Origin of the sequence: Mycobacterium sp. E2989, from assembly GCF_001667595.1 — a bacterium.
Lineage (GTDB): Bacteria > Actinomycetota > Actinomycetes > Mycobacteriales > Mycobacteriaceae > Mycobacterium.
Window position 1 is genome coordinate 45,015 of sequence record NZ_LZJX01000018.1, and the last position, 17,913, is coordinate 62,927.

18 protein-coding genes and 1 riboswitch are annotated in these 17,913 nt (G+C 70.3%); of the genes, 11 read left to right on the forward strand and 7 right to left on the reverse strand.

All coding sequences use genetic code 11. The annotated features are described in order from the left end of the window. Position 1 precedes the first annotated feature (1 nt). The gene (locus tag A5680_RS04275; protein WP_067816521.1) at positions 2 to 1,315 is read right to left on the reverse strand and encodes a DUF1800 domain-containing protein; all 1,314 of its coding nucleotides are present in this window, start codon (positions 1,313 to 1,315) and stop codon (positions 2 to 4) included. Between the two features lie 84 nt (positions 1,316 to 1,399). On the opposite strand from A5680_RS04275, the gene A5680_RS04280 reads away from it, so the two are divergent. Further along, positions 1,400 to 2,260, forward strand: a complete 861-nt coding sequence (locus A5680_RS04280; RefSeq protein WP_067816681.1) for a DUF559 domain-containing protein — start codon at positions 1,400 to 1,402, stop codon at positions 2,258 to 2,260. Positions 2,261 to 2,344: 84 nt separating this feature from the next. Here the strand turns inward: A5680_RS04280 and A5680_RS04285 are convergent, their stop codons facing one another. From A5680_RS04285 to glnX, 3 genes are read right to left on the reverse strand one after another with little or no spacing between them, the layout of a single operon-like run. Then, complete coding sequence (locus tag A5680_RS04285; protein ID WP_067816536.1) at positions 2,345 to 4,618, reverse strand: serine/threonine-protein kinase PknG; 2,274 nt, start codon at positions 4,616 to 4,618, stop codon at positions 2,345 to 2,347. After that, the gene (locus A5680_RS04290) at positions 4,618 to 5,589 is read right to left on the reverse strand and encodes a glutamate ABC transporter substrate-binding protein (RefSeq protein WP_067816539.1); all 972 of its coding nucleotides are present in this window, start codon (positions 5,587 to 5,589) and stop codon (positions 4,618 to 4,620) included. The genes A5680_RS04285 and A5680_RS04290 overlap by 1 nt, the downstream gene beginning before the upstream one ends. Beyond that, positions 5,586 to 6,905 carry a protein kinase G-activating protein GlnX gene (gene glnX, locus A5680_RS04295; protein ID WP_055403830.1) on the reverse strand — a complete coding sequence of 440 codons (1,320 nt, stop codon included), beginning with the start codon at positions 6,903 to 6,905 and terminating at the stop codon, positions 5,586 to 5,588. The genes A5680_RS04290 and glnX overlap by 4 nt, the downstream gene beginning before the upstream one ends. 132 nt (positions 6,906 to 7,037) lie before the next feature. Between glnX and A5680_RS04300 the strand changes: the two genes are divergently transcribed. Continuing rightward, complete coding sequence (locus A5680_RS04300) at positions 7,038 to 7,673, forward strand: NUDIX hydrolase (protein ID WP_055403831.1); 636 nt, start codon at positions 7,038 to 7,040, stop codon at positions 7,671 to 7,673. Here A5680_RS04300 and thiE read toward each other — a convergent pair. Beyond that, positions 7,645 to 8,328 (reverse strand): thiamine phosphate synthase, encoded by a 684-nt coding sequence (gene thiE / locus A5680_RS04305; RefSeq protein WP_067816542.1) that lies wholly within the window; start codon positions 8,326 to 8,328, stop codon positions 7,645 to 7,647. The genes A5680_RS04300 and thiE overlap by 29 nt on opposite strands. Before the next feature lie 37 nt (positions 8,329 to 8,365). Next, a riboswitch (TPP riboswitch) is annotated at positions 8,366 to 8,475 on the forward strand. On the opposite strand from thiE, the gene thiO reads away from it, so the two are divergent. The 4 genes from thiO (at position 8,466) to A5680_RS04325 (ending at position 11,185) form a co-directional block, all read left to right on the forward strand. After that, entirely contained in the window at positions 8,466 to 9,482 is a 1,017-nt protein-coding gene (gene thiO, locus A5680_RS04310; protein WP_067816684.1) for a glycine oxidase ThiO, read from the forward strand. Its footprint overlaps the riboswitch before it by 10 nt. Continuing rightward, positions 9,479 to 9,676: a sulfur carrier protein ThiS gene (gene thiS, locus A5680_RS04315; RefSeq protein WP_055403834.1), complete on the forward strand. Its 198-nt coding sequence runs from the start codon at positions 9,479 to 9,481 to the stop codon at positions 9,674 to 9,676. The genes thiO and thiS overlap by 4 nt, the downstream gene beginning before the upstream one ends. 49 nt (positions 9,677 to 9,725) lie before the next feature. Further along, positions 9,726 to 10,430 (forward strand): thiazole synthase, encoded by a 705-nt coding sequence (locus A5680_RS04320; protein WP_231633836.1) that lies wholly within the window; start codon positions 9,726 to 9,728, stop codon positions 10,428 to 10,430. Further along, the gene (locus tag A5680_RS04325) at positions 10,427 to 11,185 is read left to right on the forward strand and encodes an SGNH/GDSL hydrolase family protein (RefSeq protein ID WP_055403836.1); all 759 of its coding nucleotides are present in this window, start codon (positions 10,427 to 10,429) and stop codon (positions 11,183 to 11,185) included. Before A5680_RS04320 ends, A5680_RS04325 begins: the two co-directional genes overlap by 4 nt. A 4-nt stretch (positions 11,186 to 11,189) precedes the next feature. Here A5680_RS04325 and A5680_RS04330 read toward each other — a convergent pair whose 3' ends face one another. Continuing rightward, positions 11,190 to 11,711, reverse strand: a complete 522-nt coding sequence (locus A5680_RS04330) for a serine/threonine protein kinase (protein WP_067816545.1) — start codon at positions 11,709 to 11,711, stop codon at positions 11,190 to 11,192. Between the two features lie 64 nt (positions 11,712 to 11,775). Continuing rightward, the gene (locus A5680_RS04335) at positions 11,776 to 12,303 is read right to left on the reverse strand and encodes a serine/threonine protein kinase (RefSeq protein WP_067816548.1); all 528 of its coding nucleotides are present in this window, start codon (positions 12,301 to 12,303) and stop codon (positions 11,776 to 11,778) included. A 326-nt stretch (positions 12,304 to 12,629) separates the two neighbouring features. Here A5680_RS04335 and A5680_RS04340 point away from each other — a divergent pair, with 326 nt between their 5' ends. From A5680_RS04340 to A5680_RS04360, 5 genes are read left to right on the forward strand one after another with little or no spacing between them, the layout of a single operon-like run. After that, complete coding sequence (locus A5680_RS04340; protein WP_055403839.1) at positions 12,630 to 12,965, forward strand: CD225/dispanin family protein; 336 nt, start codon at positions 12,630 to 12,632, stop codon at positions 12,963 to 12,965. A 10-nt stretch (positions 12,966 to 12,975) separates the two neighbouring features. Then, positions 12,976 to 13,401 (forward strand): DUF2752 domain-containing protein, encoded by a 426-nt coding sequence (locus tag A5680_RS04345; RefSeq protein WP_067816551.1) that lies wholly within the window; start codon positions 12,976 to 12,978, stop codon positions 13,399 to 13,401. Between the two features lie 53 nt (positions 13,402 to 13,454). Next, complete coding sequence (locus A5680_RS04350; RefSeq protein ID WP_067816554.1) at positions 13,455 to 14,939, forward strand: M28 family metallopeptidase; 1,485 nt, start codon at positions 13,455 to 13,457, stop codon at positions 14,937 to 14,939. Continuing rightward, complete coding sequence (locus tag A5680_RS04355; protein ID WP_067816557.1) at positions 14,936 to 16,408, forward strand: M28 family peptidase; 1,473 nt, start codon at positions 14,936 to 14,938, stop codon at positions 16,406 to 16,408. Before A5680_RS04350 ends, A5680_RS04355 begins: the two co-directional genes overlap by 4 nt. Positions 16,409 to 16,439: 31 nt before the next feature. Further along, on the forward strand, positions 16,440 to 17,906 hold the full coding sequence (locus tag A5680_RS04360) for an HNH endonuclease signature motif containing protein (RefSeq protein WP_067816687.1): 1,467 nt from the start codon (positions 16,440 to 16,442) through the stop codon (positions 17,904 to 17,906). The last annotated feature ends 7 nt before the right edge of the window (positions 17,907 to 17,913 follow it).

Below are 17,913 nucleotides of genomic sequence, written 5' to 3' on the forward strand. Positions count from 1 at the left end.
GTTAGGACGTCAGGTATTCGGGCGTGTTAACGGCGGCCGCCACCAGCAGCGGCGGGGTGCCGGTCAGCGGTCGCAGCGCGGCGGCGGTCCGGTCCGACCAATCTCCGACGCCGAACAGGTAGCCGACCGCGTCGATGCGGTCACCCCGGGCGGCGCCCTCGATGCCGGACAGGTCGCCGGCGTGTGCCAGCCGGCCGGCGATCCGCAGCCGCGCCTCGGCGCTGGCGGTGGACAGCCATACTTGGCCCTGCGGCCAGCCGCCCACGCTCGGGGGATAGAAGGGCCGCTGCCCGAGCGCGCGCAGCGCGCCGTCGGCGACCTGCCGCGTGGATGCGTCGACGGGTACCCGCAACGCGCGCATCACACCGACGAGCCATTCGACCGGGGGGTTGACGACAGTGGCACGGCCGCCGGTGAATTCGTCGTCGGTGAGGATGGCCCGCGTGAGCGCGCCCAGGTCGCGGCTCGGCCCGTAGGCGGAGACCAGCCGGTCGAGCGCGTGGCCCGACGGCGGATCGTCGGAGGCCAACTGCTGCCACAACCGTCCGGCAACGTACTCCGCCGACTTGGGCTGCGCCAGCACCGCATCGCAGAATCCCGCGGCGTCGAAATCGCCGGTCTGCCCGAACAGCTTCTTGGCCGAGCCGTCGTGGCGCCGCGGTGCCATCGAGGTGCGGCCGTCCTCTCCGATCACCCACCCCGTCAGCGCGCGGGCGCCGTTGCGTACGTCGTCCTCGGTGTAGCCGTTGCCGTGGCCAAGGGCGAACAGCTCCATGAATTCCCGCGCGAGGTTCTCATTGGGCGCCTTGGCGGTGCTGCGCTGCCCGTCCAGCCAGCGCAGCATCGCCGCGTCGGTCAGCATCGTGTAGGCCAGGGTGCGGAAGTCGCCCAGCGACAGGCTCCGCAGCTTCTGGTTCTGTGCGGCCATGTACGCCGCCACCCGCACCTTTTGCGCCGAGGTGGCGAAGTGGTTGTGCCACAACAGGGTCAACTTCTCCCGCAACGGCTGCCGCACGCTGACCATGCGGCGCAGCCACCAGTCGGTGAGCGCTCCCTGTTGTTCGGACAGCTGCTGGTTGTATTGCTTGCGCGCCGCGGGCGCGGCGCCCTTTCCCGGCGGTCGGGGCGGCGGCAGGGTGGGCATCGGGGTGGCGATCGCGCCGGGGTCGGCGTCGGGGTTCGCGGCCAGCATGGCGTCGACGTGACTTGCCCAGTCGTCGCTCAGCGCGGCGTCCACCTCGGGTCCGGTCACCCCGAACCCGGCCCGACGCAGCGCGCGGGCCGTGGTGATCCATGCGGTGGACTGCCCAGGCATGCGTCAACTGTGCGGCATGTACCTATGTTTTCCCTGTGGATGGCCGCGCACCCCGGCCGCCGCCGCGGTGGGAATCTGCCCGGCATGGAAAAACCGTTCATCGGCAGCGAGGCCCTGCGGTCACGCGCGCTGAGCCGCCACGAACTGCGGGCGCGTTATCGCGCCGTCTTTCCGAACGTCTACGTATCGAATGACGCCCGTCTCTCGCTGGAGCAGCGCATTCGGGCGGCCTGGCTGTGGTCGGGGCGCCGAGGCACGGTGGTCGGGGCGGCAGCCGCTAGATTGCATGGGGCCGAATGGATTCCCGACGATGTGCCCGTCGAGCTGGCGCACACCAACGGCCGCCCGCCGCCCGGCGTGCTGACGCGGCGCGGCGCCTTGCTCGACGGCGAGACGCAGATGATCGGCGGCTATCCGGTGAGCACGCCCGAGCGCACCGCCTTCGACATCGGCCGGCGCGGCGCGGTGCGCTCGGCCGTGGCGCGGCTGGACGCGCTGGCCCGGGCGACGGGTTTCAAGGTCGACGACGTGGTGCGCGTCGCGCGACGCCATCCCGGCTCACCCGGCCTGCGGCGGCTGGAAGCCGCGCTGGAGTTGGTCGACCCGGGTGCCCAATCGCCAAGGGAGACCTACCTGCGGCTGCTCCTGATCGACGCGGGCCTGCCGCGGCCACAGACCCAGATACCGGTGTTGGGTGTGGACGGAATTCCGGTTGCCTATCTTGACCTCGGCTGGGAGGAGGACATGGTGGCCGTCGAGTACGACGGCGACCAACACCGCACCGACCGGCGGCAGTACATCAAAGACATTCGCCGGACCGAAATGCTGGAACGGATGGGGTGGATCGTCGTCCGGGTCGTCGCCGAGGACCGTCCCGCAAGCATCGTCCGCCGGGTGCGGGCGGCTATGACGAAATCGGCAGTGAATCCTCGGCATCGCGCGTGAGCTGGTGGTGGCCTTTGTCGGCGTGTCGCCGCCCTGGACGCACACGCGATCGGGCGAACACGCGAAGAGGGCAGGGCAAAAGCCCTAGAACGTGCTGGTCGGCCGCACCTTGTTGGCCATGTCCACCAACGCGTAGCGATGCCGTTGGGTGGGCGCGACCCGGGCCAGGTTGCGCAGCGCGGCCTCGACGCCAAGCCGCAGCCCGTGCTCGGTGAACGGAAATCCGAGGATGTGGTTGGTGCTGGCCTCGTTGTCCTCCAGCCAGTCCATCGCGCAACCCAGCACCAGCGCGCGGATCTGCAGCACCCGGGGTTCGGTGGGCGGCAGCGCCTCGACCCGCCGGGCGGCGTCGCGGATGTCCTCCTCGCTGATCTCGCTCTTCGACCGGCCGGACAGCAGGGTCACCGCGCTGGTCAGGCGCGCGGTGGTGAAATGCCTTGAGGTGGGCGGTACCTCGTCCAGCGTGCGCACCGCGGCGGCTCGATCGCCCTCCGTTGACAGCCATCGCGCCAGCCCGAAAGCCGCCGAGATCACGCCGTCGTTGGTCTTCCACACCGTCTGGTAATACTTCTGCTCGTCGACGTCCCCGGCCAGCTCGGCCGTGGCGGCCAACGCCAGCTTGGGCGCCAGCTCGCCCGGGAAGGTGTCCAGCACCTCGGTGAAATGCGTTGTGGCGGAGTCGTAGTCGCCGGTGAGAAGCTCGGCGACGGCCCGGTACCAGACCAATCGCCACTGCCAGCCCACCCGCTCGGCCAGATCGTCCAGCTTCCGGGTGGCCTTGGCGACGTCGCCCAGGTCCAGCAGCGCGCGGACCTCCATCAGCGGCAGTTCGATCGACTCGGACACCTCGACGCCGTCGGCGTCCAGCGTGCCGTGGCGGGCCGCGCGCAAGGAGTCCAACGTCTGCACGGGCTGGGACAGCACGGTCGCCTGCAGGACCGGCGCCGCGACGTCGGCCGGGTCGACGAGCGGCACCTGCAGCGCGGTCACGATCTCCCGGGCCGTCAGCCGCTCGGAGTGCACCTGGCCGTCCAGGTAGACGTCGGTGTGCGCGACCAGCAGGTCCACCCCGAACGTGGAGCGGCTGGGGCTGAAGATGGTCGACAGCCCGGGCCGCGGCACCCCGGTGTCCTGGGCGACCACCTCCCGCAGGACGCCCATCAGCTGGGCGGAGAGCTCCTCGGTGCTGGCGAACCGGCGCCGCGGGTCCGGGTCGGTGGCGCGGCGCAGCAACCGGCGGTACGAGTCGTATTCCTTGAGCACCGGGTCGTCTTCGGGCAGGCCGTCGACGTAGCGGCCGTTGCGGGTGGACAGGTTCACCGTCAGCGCCGCGAGCGTGCGCCCGACGGTGTAGATGTCGGTGGCGACGGTCGGGCCGGTCCGCACGATCTCCGGCGCCTGGAAGCCGGGCGTGCCGTAGAGGTAGCCGAACGAGTTGACCCGCGACACCGCGCCCAGGTCGATCAGCTTCAGCTGCTCCTCGGTGAGCATGATGTTCTCCGGCTTGAGGTCGTTGTAGACCAGGCCGATGGAGTGCAGGTACGTCAGCGCCGGCAGGATCTCCAGCAGGTAGGCGATGGCCTCGGCGACCGGCAGCTTCTTGTCCTTGCCGTGCTTGAGCGGCTGCCCGCCGATGTACTCCATGACGATGTAGCCGACCGGATTGCCTTGCCGGTCCTTGTGTTCCACGAAGTTGAAGATCTGCACGATCTGCGGGTGCACCACCTCGGCCAGGAACTGCCGTTCGGCCATCGCGATCGCCTGCGCCTCCGCGTCACCGGAGTGGACCAAGCCCTTGAGGACTACCGGGCGGTCATTGACGTTGTGGTCGACCGCCAGGTACACCCAGCCCAGGCCGCCGTGGGCGATGCAGCCCTTGACCTCGTACTGGCCCGCGACGATGTCACCCGGATTCAGCTGGGGCAGAAACGAATACGCGCTGCCGCAGGCGGGGCACCAGCCCTCCGACTTGCCCTTGCCCTCCTTGCCGGACCGGCCGACCGGTTTGCCGCAGTTCCAGCAGAACCGCTTGCCCTCCGGCACAACGGGATTGGTCATCAGGGCCTCGACCGGGTCGATGTCCCGCACCCGCGGAATCTCGACCAGGCCGCCGCCGAGGTGCCTGACGGGCGGCAGCACCCGCGTCCCCACCGTCAGCTGCGGATCGCTGTCCATGGTGCCCAGCGAGATGTGCGGGAAGTCGTCGTCGTCATCGTCGTCGAAGTCGGGCCGGAACAGCGCCTGGGTGGCCTGGATGCGACCCGTCGTCGGGCCGCCGCCCTGCGTGTCCGGCGGTTGGGTGCCGGGGTTCACGTCTTCGGCGGATTCCGGCTGTTCCGTCTTCTCCGGCTCGGCCATCAGTCCAGATACCTCGGCGTGGGCGGGGCGGGCGCGGGCCCCAGCACCGTCAACCACTTGCGGTACAACGTGTTCCACGTGCCGTCCCGGCGGATCCGCTCCAGGGTGCCGTTGACGAACCGGACCAGCCCGGTGTTGGTGAGGTTGATCCCGATGCCGTAGGGCTGGGTGGCCATGTTGGGCCCGACGATGTGCAGGTAGGGGTCCTCTTCGACCAGCCCGGCGAGGATCGAGTCGTCGGTGCTGACGGCGTCGATCTCGCGCTGCTGCATCGCCACAAGGCAGTCGGCCCAGTTGACCACCGACACGACCACCGGCGGCGGGTCGATCTGGCGGATCCGGTGCAGCGAGGTGGTGCCCTTGGCCACGCACACGCGCTTGCCGGACAGGTCGCCCACCTTCGCGATCGACGAATCCCGCGGCGCCAGGATGCGCTGGTTGGCGTCCAGGTAGACGGTCGAGAAGTTGACCTGCTTGCGCCGCTCGCAGGTGATGGTCATGGTCTTCACCACGACGTCGACCTCGGAGCGCTGCAGGGCGGTGACGCGCTCGTCGGATGACAGGATGCGGTACTCGACGTGCGAGGGGGCGCCGAAGATGTCGCGGGCGATCTCGCCGGCGATGTCGACGTCGAAACCGGTGATTTCGCCGGTGATCGGGTCGCGGAAGCTGAACAGGTTGCTGCCGATGTCCAGCCCGACGATCAGCCGGCCGCGGGCGCGGATGTCGGCGACCGCGGCGTCCGCCTCGGCCTTGTTCGGGAAGGGCCGCAGGCTCGCCGTCAGGTCGCAGTTCTGGCTGCCGTCGTCCGCCGGCAGCGGCGGCTCCGGCGGCAGCTGCTGCATGCCGACCGGGGTGGGCGGCGGCAGCGTCGGCACGGTGGCCACCGTCAGCTGTTCGGTGTGCGCGCACCCCGCCAGCACCCCCACGGTTGCCAGCGCGGCGAGCGCGGCGAGCGCGCGCGGCATCATCGATACTCTTTCAGCCGCGGCCACAGGCCCAGCGCCACCGCGATGGCGGCGCCGAGGCTGAGCACCACCCCGCCGACCTGGGCGCCGGACAGCCCGCTCCGCGCGTTGAGGACGTCGTTGCGCAGGTGCGTGCGGCTCTGGTCCATGGCCTTGACCAGCTGGTCCTCGAGCTTGTCGAACGCCGGCGTGGAGTCGTTCTCGCTGCTGCCCAGCGCGACCTGGGTGGCGGCCCGGTAGTTGCCCACCGAGATGTAGGAGTTGATCCGGTCGTTGGCCTGCCGCCAGCGCAGCAGCAGCTGGTCGGCGCCTTCGAGGTCGGGCTTGTCGACGGCGTCGCTGCGGACCATGTACTGGTCGAGCTGGGAGTGCATGGAGTCGATGCGCTGATAGAACGACTGCTTGCGCTTCTCCTCGTCCCCGCGGCGAATCAGCGACAGCGTCTCGTCGGCGCGCGCCTGCTGCGCGGTGATCGCGACGTTGGTCACGATCCGCAGCGAGTCCGCGGCGGTGTTCTTGGCGCTCCGGCTGGCGGCCGTGGAGATGGTCAACGCAGTTCCGACCCATACCACCATGACGAGAATAGCGAGGCCGCCGACGACCAGGCCCGGGTTTATTCGGCGCCGGGTGCGGCGGGCCAGCCACCGATGGGCGAAGGCCCCGAAGACCGCGGTGGCGCTGACCACCAGGATGACCGGCGCCGGGATCTGCGTGGACGCGGTGGTTTCCGCGTCCACCCGCTCCGAGGTGGCCTGATACAGCTGTGCGGCGTCAGGCAGGATCGTCGACTGCATCAGCCCCGAGGCCTCCGACAGGTACGACGACCCGACGGGATTGCCCTCCCGGTTGTTGGTACGTGCGATTTCGATCAGGCCGGTGTAGACGGCGAGTTCGGCGTTGATCCGGCCCAGCAGCTGCACCAGCGGTTCGTCGGTGAGCCCGCTCGACGCCCGGGTCACCGCCACCGACGCGTCGGTGATCGCCTGCTCGTAGCGCTGCCGCACCGGTGGCGGCTCGGCCTCGGCGATGAACGCGGTGGCCGCCGCCGCGTCGGCGACCGACAGCGTGGTGTACAGCCGCCCGGCGGCGAACGACAGCGGCTCGGTGTGGTTGAGCACCGTGGTCAGCACCTGCTGGCGGTGGTTGATGGTGGTCGAGGTGGCGAAGGCGCAGATACCGCCGAGCACGGCCAGCACGATGCCGATGGTCAGGATGCGGCCGGGCGTGGTGGAGATGAACCACCAGCGCGGATGGGCTGGTTCGGCCGGCGACCGCGACCCCTGCGGCTCCGTCGACGGGTGCGCCAGCTCAACCGTCACGTCGAATCAGCCCTCATCTTTCGCGACCACTGGAACGCTTCACGAACTCAATAAGCGAATTCTAAGAGGATGTTGCGGCGGATGGGTGGAGGCAGACCAATTGACCAGCGATCACGTGCCTATCCTGAACTCGTGCAGGGCGACGGTGACGGTTGGGTGGTATCCCGCAGCGGCGCCCACTATTGGGGCCGGTTCGGCGCGGCGGGCCTGCTGCTGCGGGCCCCGCGGCCGGACGGCAGCCCCGCGGTGCTGCTGCAGCACCGCGCGGTGTGGAGCCATCAGGGCGGGACGTGGGGCCTGCCCGGCGGCGCCCGCGACAGCCACGAGTCGCCCGAGGAGACCGCCGTTCGCGAGGCGCACGAGGAGGCCGGCCTGCCCGGCGAGCTGCTGACGGTGCGCTCGACGGTCGTCACCGCCGAGGTCACCGGGCTCGGCGGCGCGCGCTGGACCTACACCACGGTGGTCGCCGACGCGGCCGAGTTGCTGCCCACGGTGCCCAACGGGGAGAGCGCCGAGATGCGCTGGGTCGCCGAGGACGAGGTGGCCGAGCTGCCACTGCATCCGGGTTTCGCGGCGAGCTGGCAACGGCTGCGCAGCGCCACGGCGCTGCTGCCGCTGGGCGACGCCGACGAGCGACGCCGGCACCTGCCGCGCACGATCGAGATCGAGGACGGCGTCTTCGTCTGGTGCATGCCGGGCCCCCCGCTCGAGGCCGACGAGACGCCGGCGCATCCCCGGATCAATTCGCTGCTGCAAGCGCTGAGCTGAGCCGTTGCGCCGCGTCCCGCGGGTCTTCGGCCGCGGTGATCGCGCGCACCACCACGACGCGTCGGGCGCCCGCGGCGAGCACCTCGGGCAACCGCTGGGCGTCGATGCCCCCGATCGCGAACCACGGCTTGTGTCCGCCGATCGCGGCGGCCGCCCGCACCAGCGCCAGTCCCGGCGCCGCGCGGCCCGGTTTGGTGGGGGTTGGCCAGCACGGGCCGACGCAGAAGTAATCGGGCCCGGCGGGCCCAGAAGAACGAGCCGCCGCGGTCGCCTGGTCGGCGTCGTGGCTGGACAGGCCCAGCAGCGTGTCCGGCCCGACGAAATCGCGCGCGATGTGCGGCGGCAGGTCGCCCTGCCCCAGATGCAGCACGTCGGCGCCGGCCGCGCGGGCGATGTCCGCCCGGTCGTTGACTGCGAACAGCGCGCCGTGCCGGCGGGCCGCGTCGGCCAGGATCTCGCAGGCCGCCAGCTCGTCGCGCGCCTCGAGGGGCCCGAACCGCTGCTCCCCGGGCGACCCCTTGTCGCGCAGCTGAATGATGTCGACCCCGCCGGCCAGCGCGGCGTCGGCGAACTCGGCCAGATCGCCCCGCTCCCGGCGCGCGTCGGTGCACAGATACAACCGCGCGGCCGCCAGCCGATCAACTCGTTGATGCACACCGCGACGCTAGCGCGCTAGCGTGGAGGCCGAAGAACCATACAGACACGGGAGTCCCGGGAACGGGGTCTGAGAGTGGGCGCGCCTGCCCTTACCGTCACACCTGATCCGGGTCATGCCGGCGAAGGGAGGCCAACATGCCAGCAGACCGCGGGTCGTTGGCGGTCATCGGCGGCGGCGTGATCGGGCTGTCGGTGGCGCGCCGCGCGGCGCAGGCCGGCTGGTCGGTGCGGGTGCACCGCACCGCCGACAAGGGCGCGTCCTGGGTCGCCGGCGGCATGCTGGCCCCGCACAGCGAAGGCTGGCCCGGCGAGGAACGGTTGTTGCGGCTGGGCCTGGAGTCGTTGCGGCTCTGGCGCGAGGGCGGCTTCACCGACGGGCTGCCGCCGCACGTGGTGACCGCCCGGGAGTCGTTGGTGGTGGCCGTCGACCGGGCCGACGTCGCGGACCTGCGCACCGTCGCCGACTGGTTGTCCGCGCAGGGGCACCCGGTGGTCTGGGAGTCCGCGGCGCGGGATTTGGAACCGCTGCTGGCGCAAGGCATCCGGCACGGCTTTCGCGCGCCGACCGAGCTGGCGGTGGACAACCGCGCGGTGCTCGACGCGCTGTCGACGGAATGCGAACGCCTCGGGGTGCGCTGGGCGCCGCCGGCGCGCGACCTGTCGGCGGTCGACGGCGATGCGGTCGTGATCGCCAACGGCATCGACGCTCCCGCGCTGTGGCCCGGGCTGCCGGTGCGCCCGGTCAAGGGCGAGGTACTGCGGCTGCGCTGGCGGCGCGGCTGTATGCCGGTGCCGCAGCGCGTCATTCGCGCCCGCGTGCACGGGCGGCAGGTGTACCTGGTGCCCCGCGCGGACGGCGTGGTCGTCGGCGCCACCCAGTACGAGCACGGGCGCGACACGGCCCCGGTGGTCTCGGGGGTGCGCGACCTGCGCGACGACGCCTGCGCGGTGTTGCCGGCGCTCGGCGAATACGAACTGGCCGAGTGCGCCGCCGGGCTGCGCCCGATGACACCCGACAACCTGCCCCTGGTGCAACGCCTGGACGAGCGAACCCTGGTGGCCGGCGGCCACGGCCGATCGGGGTTCCTGCTCGCGCCGTGGACCGCCGAACAGATCGTGTCCGAACTGGCCCCGGTGGGAGCCCGGTCATGATCGTCGTGGTCAACGAACGCAAGCTCGACGTCGACGAGCGGACCACGGTGGCCGCGCTGCTGGAGTCGCTGGGCTACCCGGACCGCGGCGTCGCGGTGGCCATGGACGACGCGCTGCTGCCCCGCTCCAGTTGGACGACAACGCTTTTCGATGGTGCTCGGCTCGAGGTGGTGACGGCGGTGCAGGGTGGCTGACTCTTCGAAACTCACCATCGGTGACCGCAGCTTCGCCTCGCGCCTGATCATGGGCACCGGGGGAGCGACCAGCCTGGCCGCGTTGGAGGAGGCGCTGGTCGCGTCGGGCACCGAACTGACCACCGTCGCGATGCGGCGGGTCGACGCCGAGGGCGGGACCGGGCTCCTGGACCTGCTCAACCGGCTCGGCATCACGCCGCTGCCCAACACCGCGGGGTGCCGCAGCGCGGCCGAGGCGGTGCTCACCGCGCAGCTGGCCCGCGAGGCGCTGAACACCAACTGGGTCAAGCTGGAGGTGATCGCCGACGAACGCACGCTGTTGCCCGACGCGGTCGAATTGGTCCGGGCGGCAGAACAATTGGTCGACGACGGCTTCGTCGTGCTGCCCTATACCAACGACGACCCGGTGTTGGCGCGGCGGCTCGAAGACGCCGGATGCGCGGCCGTTATGCCGCTCGGTTCGCCGATCGGCACGGGCCTGGGCATCACCAACCCGCACAACATCGAGATGATCGTCGCCCGCGCCGGCGTCCCGGTGGTGCTCGACGCCGGCATCGGCACCGCTAGCGACGCCGCGCTCGCGATGGAATTGGGTTGCGACGCGGTGCTTTTGGCCACCGCGGTGACCCGGGCCGCCGATCCCGCGACGATGGCGGCCGCGATGGCCGCCGCCGTCACCGCCGGCTATCTGGCCCGCCGGGCCGGGCGGATTCCCAAGCGCTTCTGGGCGCAGGCGTCCAGCCCGCAGCGATGAAACGGTATGTGGCGCTAGGCAGTTCGATGGCCGCCGGTCCCGGCATCCGGCCGCGTGCCGCGGGCGCGCCGTTCGGCTCGGGCCGGTCGGCGCGCAACTATCCGCACCTGGTCGCGCGGCGCTGCGGCCTCGAACTGGTGGACGTCACCTTCTCCGGCGCCACCACCGCACACGTCCTCGCCGAGCGGCAGCGCGGCGCACCGCCCCAGATCACCGCCCTGGACGGCTCGGAAGGCTTGGTGACCATCACGATCGGGGGCAACGACGTCGGCTACATCCCGTTGCTGGTGGCCGCCTCGTTGCCGCGCCCGGTCAAATGGCTGCCGCTGCTCGGTGCGCGCATCACCGAACTGCTGGACTCCGACGCGCGGAACCGGGCCCTCGACGCCGTGTTCGAATCACTCTGCGCGGTCGGTCATGCGGTGCGCGAGCGCGCCCCGCGGGCCCGCGTCATCTTCGTCGACTACCTGACCGTCCTGCCGCCCGCGGGTGCGCCGGCCGCCCCGCTCTCGCCGGAGGACGCCGACCTCGGTCGCCACGTGGCCGCGACACTGGAACGGCTCACGGCCGACGCGGCGACGGAAACCGGCTGCGAAGTGGTCCGGGCCGGCGCGGCCAGCCGGGACCACCACGCGTGGTCGGCTGACCCCTGGACCACCAGACCCGGTGTGCCGCTACCGGGCCGGGCGGCGCCGCTGCACCCGAACGCCGCCGGGATGCGCGCCGCCGCCGACCTGGTGGCCGCGCTGTGCTGACGGGTCAGCCGTTGGTGCGCCACCACTGGTAGAGGGCGTTGACGTCGGAGTTGGCCGCCGTCAGATGGCCCAACACATTCTTGGCGTCGGTGGTCCAGGTCAGCGTCGCGTAGTTCTTGTAGGTGCCGCACGCGATCTGGCCGCCCGTCTGGCCGTTCTGCTTCCAGGTGCCCGGTGACTGCCCGGCGTCGCCGCAGGCGGCCAGCGACACGTCCTTGATGGTGGAACTGAACGCCGCGCCCAGGTTCGTGCCGTTGGAGAAGAGGGCGTAAACGCCGGAGCCGGGTCCGCTGGGGTCGGGGCTTTGCCCGCACAGCAGCTCGGCCAGTTCGCCGGATTCGGTCAACTCCTGCGGCTTGCAGTTGTTGAGGCCGTAGCCCTTCGACAGGTTGGCGGCCAGCGTGTTCATGTCGGCGGCGCTGCCGGTGTTGGGTTCCGCCAGCGCAGTGCCGCTACCCGCCAAAGCCAGACTGCCGGTGAGAGCCGCGGCCGACACGACTCGCAGCGTGGTGATGAGATGTGACATTTTCGTTGACTCCCTGCGGTTGTTGGTTGGATGGTGCGAAATCCCTTACCCCCCAAGGTGACCCTCAGCCGTTGGCCCGCCACCACTGATATAGCGCCGCGGCGTCGGTGTTGGGCCCGCGGATGTAGCTCAAGATGTTCTTGGAGTCCGTGGTCCAGATGATCTCGGCGGCGTTCTGATACGTCCCGCACGCCACCTGCCCGGCATTGCCGCTGTTGCTGCCCTGGTGCCAGCTGGTGGGCGACTGGCCGCTGTCCCCGCAGGTGCCCAGCACGTCGTCCTTGATGCTGGCCTTGAACGAGCCGACCAGATTCTCACCGTTGTTGAACAGGATGTACTTGGCCTGGACCGGTCCGCTCGGGTCGGGGCTCTGTCCGCAAGTCAGCGACGCCAGTTCGCCGGTGGTGATGCTCTGGGCGGTGCAGTTGTTCAGCCCGTAGCCCTTTGACAGCGACGCCGCGAGTGTGTTGATGTCCGACGAGCTACCGGTATTCGCGGGATCCGCGGTCGCGGTGGCGCTTCCCGCTAAGCCGGAAACGCCCACGAGCGCGGCGGCTGTGGCGTACCGCAGCGCGTTGCTGAGATGGGACATCCTCCGACTCCTTAGCGATTGTCACTAACTAGGGATCGTAGGGCTATGTCCTGACAAAGCAACACATTCCGCTGGCAATTGTCTGTCTGGTCATCGTTCCCGACGCCGCGGCGCAACGGGCCGTTAGCCAGCTGTTTTGAAAGATGCTGGCAGTCAGTTCTTTTCGCTTTCCTGATCGCTTTCCGCCGGCTAGCCGACGTCGAGGCCCTCACGCCGCACCCCGGCCGGGCCGGAAGGGATTTTCAAATTGCTAGTGCCGCCGCGACTGTGCTCGGGTATGGTTAGCACCGCTTTACGCCAGCTAACATCTCGGGACTGGAGAATCCATGACACAGCCGCCGGCACCGCCCCCTCCGCCGCCTGGTTACCCGCCGCAGCAGCCCGCCGGGCAAGCGCCGAATAACTATTTGGTGTGGTCCATCCTGGTGACCCTGTTCTGCTGCCTCCCGTTCGGGATCGTGGCAATTGTCAAGTCCAGCCAGGTCAACGGGCTCTGGGCGCAGGGCCGCTACGCCGAGGCGCAGGCGTCTGCCGACAGCGCCAAGAAATGGGTGATCTGGTCGGCGGTCGTCGGTGTCGTCGTCGGCATCATCTACGGCATCTTGATGGCGGTCGGCGCGCTGAACACGAACACCAACGCGGCGCTCGCCGCGATGTTCTAAGGCAGCGACCATGGTGACCCGCCTAGGGTCGGTGCCATCGGATTTGGGTGCGCCGCTGGTGGTGGCCGCATCCGCGACCCTGATGTGCGCCGCCATCTGGGCGGGTGACCCGACAACCCCCCACGGTCCGCTGCCGGTGTGTCCCACCAAGGCGCTGTTGGGGATCGACTGTCCGGGGTGCGGCAGCCTGCGCATGCTGTATTCCCTGATGCACGGCAACGTAATGGCGGCCGCCAGGTTCAACGCGTTGGGTCTGGCGGCTGTCGTACTCCTGGTGTGGGCATATCTCGCCTGGACCTATGGACGGCTGGCGGGCAGAAGGGTGCGGAGCTGGCAGCACGGCCGCTGGGCCGCGGCGGTGACCATGACGTTAGTCGTGGCGTGGTTTGTGGTGCGCAACATCCCCTTTGCCCCCTTCAACGCGCTCTACGTCTGATACCGCCGTGTCCTGATCCCAGCCGCTGGGGCCGCGGATTAACCTGGGGCGCGATGAAGAAATTCTCGGTGATCCCGGCGGCGCTCCTCGTGGTCGCGCTGGCCGCGTTCTCGGCCGGCTGCTTCCATCGGTCCGCGTCGCCGCCGGGCGGCAACCCCGCCGCGGCGGAGTTCGCCGGGGCGTTGCACGACAAAGTCACGACCGACGCGATGATGGGGCACCTGACGAAGCTCCAGGACATCGCCAACGCCAACAACGGCACCCGGGCCGTGGGCACCCCCGGTTACGAGGCCAGCGTCGATTACGTCGTAAACGCGTTGCGAGGCAGCGGTTTCGACGTGCAAACGCCGGAATTCTCTGCGCGGGTGTTTCATGGGGACAAGCCTGAGGTGACCGTCGGCAACAAGCCGGTGGAGGCCCACGCGCTCGACTTCAGCCTTGGCACCCCGCCGGAGGGGGTGAGCGGACCGCTGCTACCCGTCGGCGCCGGCCCCGCCTGTGCGGCCTCCGATTACGGCAACCTCCCGGTGCGGGGGGCCGTGGTGTTGGTGGACCGCGGCAACTGCCCCTTCGCGCAGAAGGAGGAGGCCGCGGCCCAGCGCGGGGCGGTCGCGATGATCGTCGCCGACAACGTCGACGAGCAGCAGATGGGCGGCACCCTGGGGCCGGACACAGAAGTCAAGATCCCGGTGGTGAGCGTGACCAAGTCCGTCGGCGTGCAACTGCGCGCGCAGCCGGGCCCGGCCACCATCAAGCTGAACGCCAGCGTCCAAAGCTTCAAGGCCCGCAACGTGATCGCCCAGACGAAGACGGGTTCGACGAGCAACGTCGTGATGGCGGGCGCGCATTTGGACAGCGTGCCGGACGGCCCTGGCATCAACGACAACGGCTCGGGCGTGGCCGCGGTGTTGGAAACCGCGCTGCGGCTGGGAAGTTCGCCACCGGTGCGCAACGCGGTGCGGTTCGGCTTCTGGGGTGCCGAGGAGCTCGGCCTGATCGGATCGCGCAACTACGTCGAGTCGCTGGACTTGGCCGCGCTCAAAAACATTGCCCTGTATCTGAACTTCGACATGCTCGCGTCGCCGAACCCGGGCTACTTCACCTACGACGGTGACCAGTCGCTGCCGGCGGATGTTCGCGGCCAGCCGGTGGTGCCGGAGGGTTCGGCCGGCATCGAACGCACCCTGGTCGCCTACCTGAAATCCGCCGGGAAGACCGCGCAGGACACCTCGTTCGACGGCCGCTCCGACTACGACGGGTTCACCCTCGCGGGCATCCCCGCCGGCGGCTTGTTCTCCGGCGCCGAGGTGAAAATGTCTGCGGAGCAAGCCAAGTTGTGGGGTGGGACGGCCGATCAGCCATTCGACCCCAACTATCACCAGAGGACCGACACCCTCGATCACATCGACCGGACCGCGCTGGGCATCAACGGCGGCGGCGTCGCGTATGCGGTGGGCCTGTACGCCCAGGATCTCGGCGGCCACAACGGAGTGCCGACGGCCGAGGACCGCACGCGTCACGTGCTAACCAAATCATGATCGGCCGGCTGGGCGCGACGCTGCTGCTGGCCGCCGGGCTGCTGGCGGGCTGCTCGTCGACACGGCCCGGATCTCCCGGTGCCGCACCGGATCTGGGTCGAGGCCTGGCCGCAAAGGTGACCTCGGACGCGATGTTCACCCACCTGCGCGCGCTGCAGAGCATCGCCAACGCCAACAAGGGGAACCGGGCGGACGGCACGCCGGGTTACGACGCCAGCGTCGACTACGTGGTGAAGGCCTTGCGGGACAGGGGTTTCGAGGTTTTGACGCCGCAGTTCGACCGGCTGTACAACGTGTCCCCGGGCCGACCGGCGATGACGGTCGGCGGCCGCAGCTACGCCGTCGACCAGGCCTCGCTGTTGGTCCAGACACCGCCCGGCGGCCTGACCGGTCCCGTGGTGCGGCCCAGCCATCCGTCGGGCTGCGCGGCCGGGGATTACCCCACCGCGCTGCCCAAGGGTTCGATCGCCGTCGTCGACGACGCGCGTTGTTCGGTGGTGGACAAGCAGAACAGCGCGGTGGCCAAGGGCGCGGCCGCCCTGATCGTGCTCAGCGCGCCCGCCGGCCAGGGCGCCCCGGCCACGTTGTTCAACCCCGGCTACTTCAAGCAACTGACCGTGCCCGTCGCGGTGGCCAATCCCGCGGCCGCGGCCGCACTGGGCGGCGCAGGCGCGCCCATCCGCCTGGTGCTGGACGCCCAGAACATCAAGATCACCTCGCGAAACGTGTTGGCGCAGACCAAGACCGGTTCGCCGCACGAAGTGATCGTGGTCGGCGCACATCTCGACAGCCCGCGCGGCGGCCCGGGCATCAACGACGACGGCACCGGGGTGGCCGCGGTGCTGGAGACGGCGCTGCAACTCGGCCCACTGGCGCCGGTGAACAACGCGGTGCGCTTCGCGTTCTGGGGCGCCGACGAGGACGGGCTGAACGGCGTCATGGACTACGTGTTCGGCATGGACAGCGATCAGCTCAACGACATCGCGATGTACCTGAACTTCACCACGCTGGGTTCGCCCAACGCCGGCTTCTTCACCGATGACGGCGACCAGTCCGGTCCGCCCGCCCCCGGGGTGACCTACGCGGACGTCCCCGACGGGTCGGCCGGCATCGAGCGCACCCTGGGCGGCTATCTCAATCTGGCGGGGAAGCGGCCCGCGGACATGCCGCTGAGCACCCTCGCCGACTACCACCCCTTCATGGTCGCGGGCGTGCCGATCGGGGGCCTGACGGGCGGGGCGTCACAGCAGAAGACGACCGTTCAGGCCCGCCTGTGGGGCGGCCAGGCCGGCGCCCCCTTCGACCCGAACTATCAGGGCCCGCGCGAAACCGTCGACAACATCAACCGGGACGCGTTGGCCATCATGGGTTCCGGCGCCGCCTACGCCGTGGGCAGTTACGCGGAATCCATCGGCGGCGTGAACGGCGTGCCGCCGCACGACAAACGGCATCGGACCCGGATGCCGTAACTTGTCGGTAGGCTCGGCTATGCTCGAACACATGTTCGATGGCCGGCTACACGACTATTGGGAGCCCCCGCGGTGCGAGCGGTCCCGCGCGCTGGTGGACCAGATGTCGGCGTCCTGGCGGCTGGAGGCGCAAGCGGTCGCCGGCCGGTTGGATGCGGTCGGGGAGTTGTTCGAACTGCGCCGCGCCCAGCGCGGCGAGGAGTCGGATTGGGCGGTGGACACCTGGGCGGCGGTGGGGGCCGAAGTGGCCGCTTCCCTACGGATCAGCCTGGCGATGGCGGGCAGTTTCATGCGGTACGCGTTGGCCATGCGTGAGCGGGTGCCGCACGTGGCGGCGGTGTTTCGCACCGGCGACATCAGCTACGGGCTGTTTCAGACGATCGTGTACCGCACCGATCTGATCACCGACCCGGCGGTGTTGGCCGCCGTGGACGCCGAGCTCGCCGTGCGCGCGGCGCGGTGGCCGTCGATGACCAGGGGCCGGCTGGCCGGCGAGGTCGACAAGATCGTGGCCAGGGTCGATGCGGATGCGGTGCGCCGCCGGCGCCAGTGTCAGGACGAGCGCGAAGTCCGGATCGAGGATCTCGAGGGCGGGATGTCCGAACTCCGTGGCAGCTTGTTCAGCCCGGATGCCCACGCCCTGGACAGGCGGTTGGATGCCCTGGCGGCCACGGTGTGTGAACACGACCCGCGCACTCGCGACCAGCGGCGCGCCGACGCGCTGGGCGCGTTGGCGGCCTCGGCGGACCGTCTGGGCTGCCGTTGCGGGCGGCCCGATTGCGCGGCCGGAAAGCGCCCTGCCGCAACGCCTGTCGTCATTCACGTGATCGCCGAGGAGGCCGGCATCCGGGGCCGCGGCTCGGCTCCGGCTTCGGAGGTGTCCGCGGACGGGCTGATAACCGCCGAGCTGGTGGCCGAACTGGCCGGCGCGGCCAAGCTGGTTCCGCTGGGCGCCCCGCTCGAGGCCGAGCCGCGCTACATCCCCTCGGCCAAGCTGGCCGACTTCGTGCGGTGCCGGGACCTGACCTGCCGGGCGCCGGGCTGTGACCGCCCGGCAGTCGACTGCGACATCGACCATACGATCCCGTACGCCGAGGGTGGGGCGACGCATCCGTCGAACCTGAAATGTCTTTGCCGCCAACATCATTTGCTGAAAACGTTCTGGGGCTGGCGCGACCAACAGCTGCCCGACGGCACGCTGATCTGGCGGTTGCCCGGCGGGCATACCTACGTCACCACCCCGGGCAGCGCGCTGTTGTTCCCCAGCCTGTGCGCGCCCACCGGCGACGCCCCGGTCCAGACGGCCGTTGAGCGCTGCGGCGAGCGCACCGCGATGATGCCGCGGCGCAACAGAACCCGCGCGCAGAACCGGGCCCTGCGCATCGCCGCCGAACGCCGGCACAACCGCCAGGCCCGGCTGGTCGCGCGACCCGCGGCGCCGACCGGCCCGGTGCCCGCCGGCCCCGCACCACCGGGCGACGATCCACCGCCCTTCTAGGGCACCC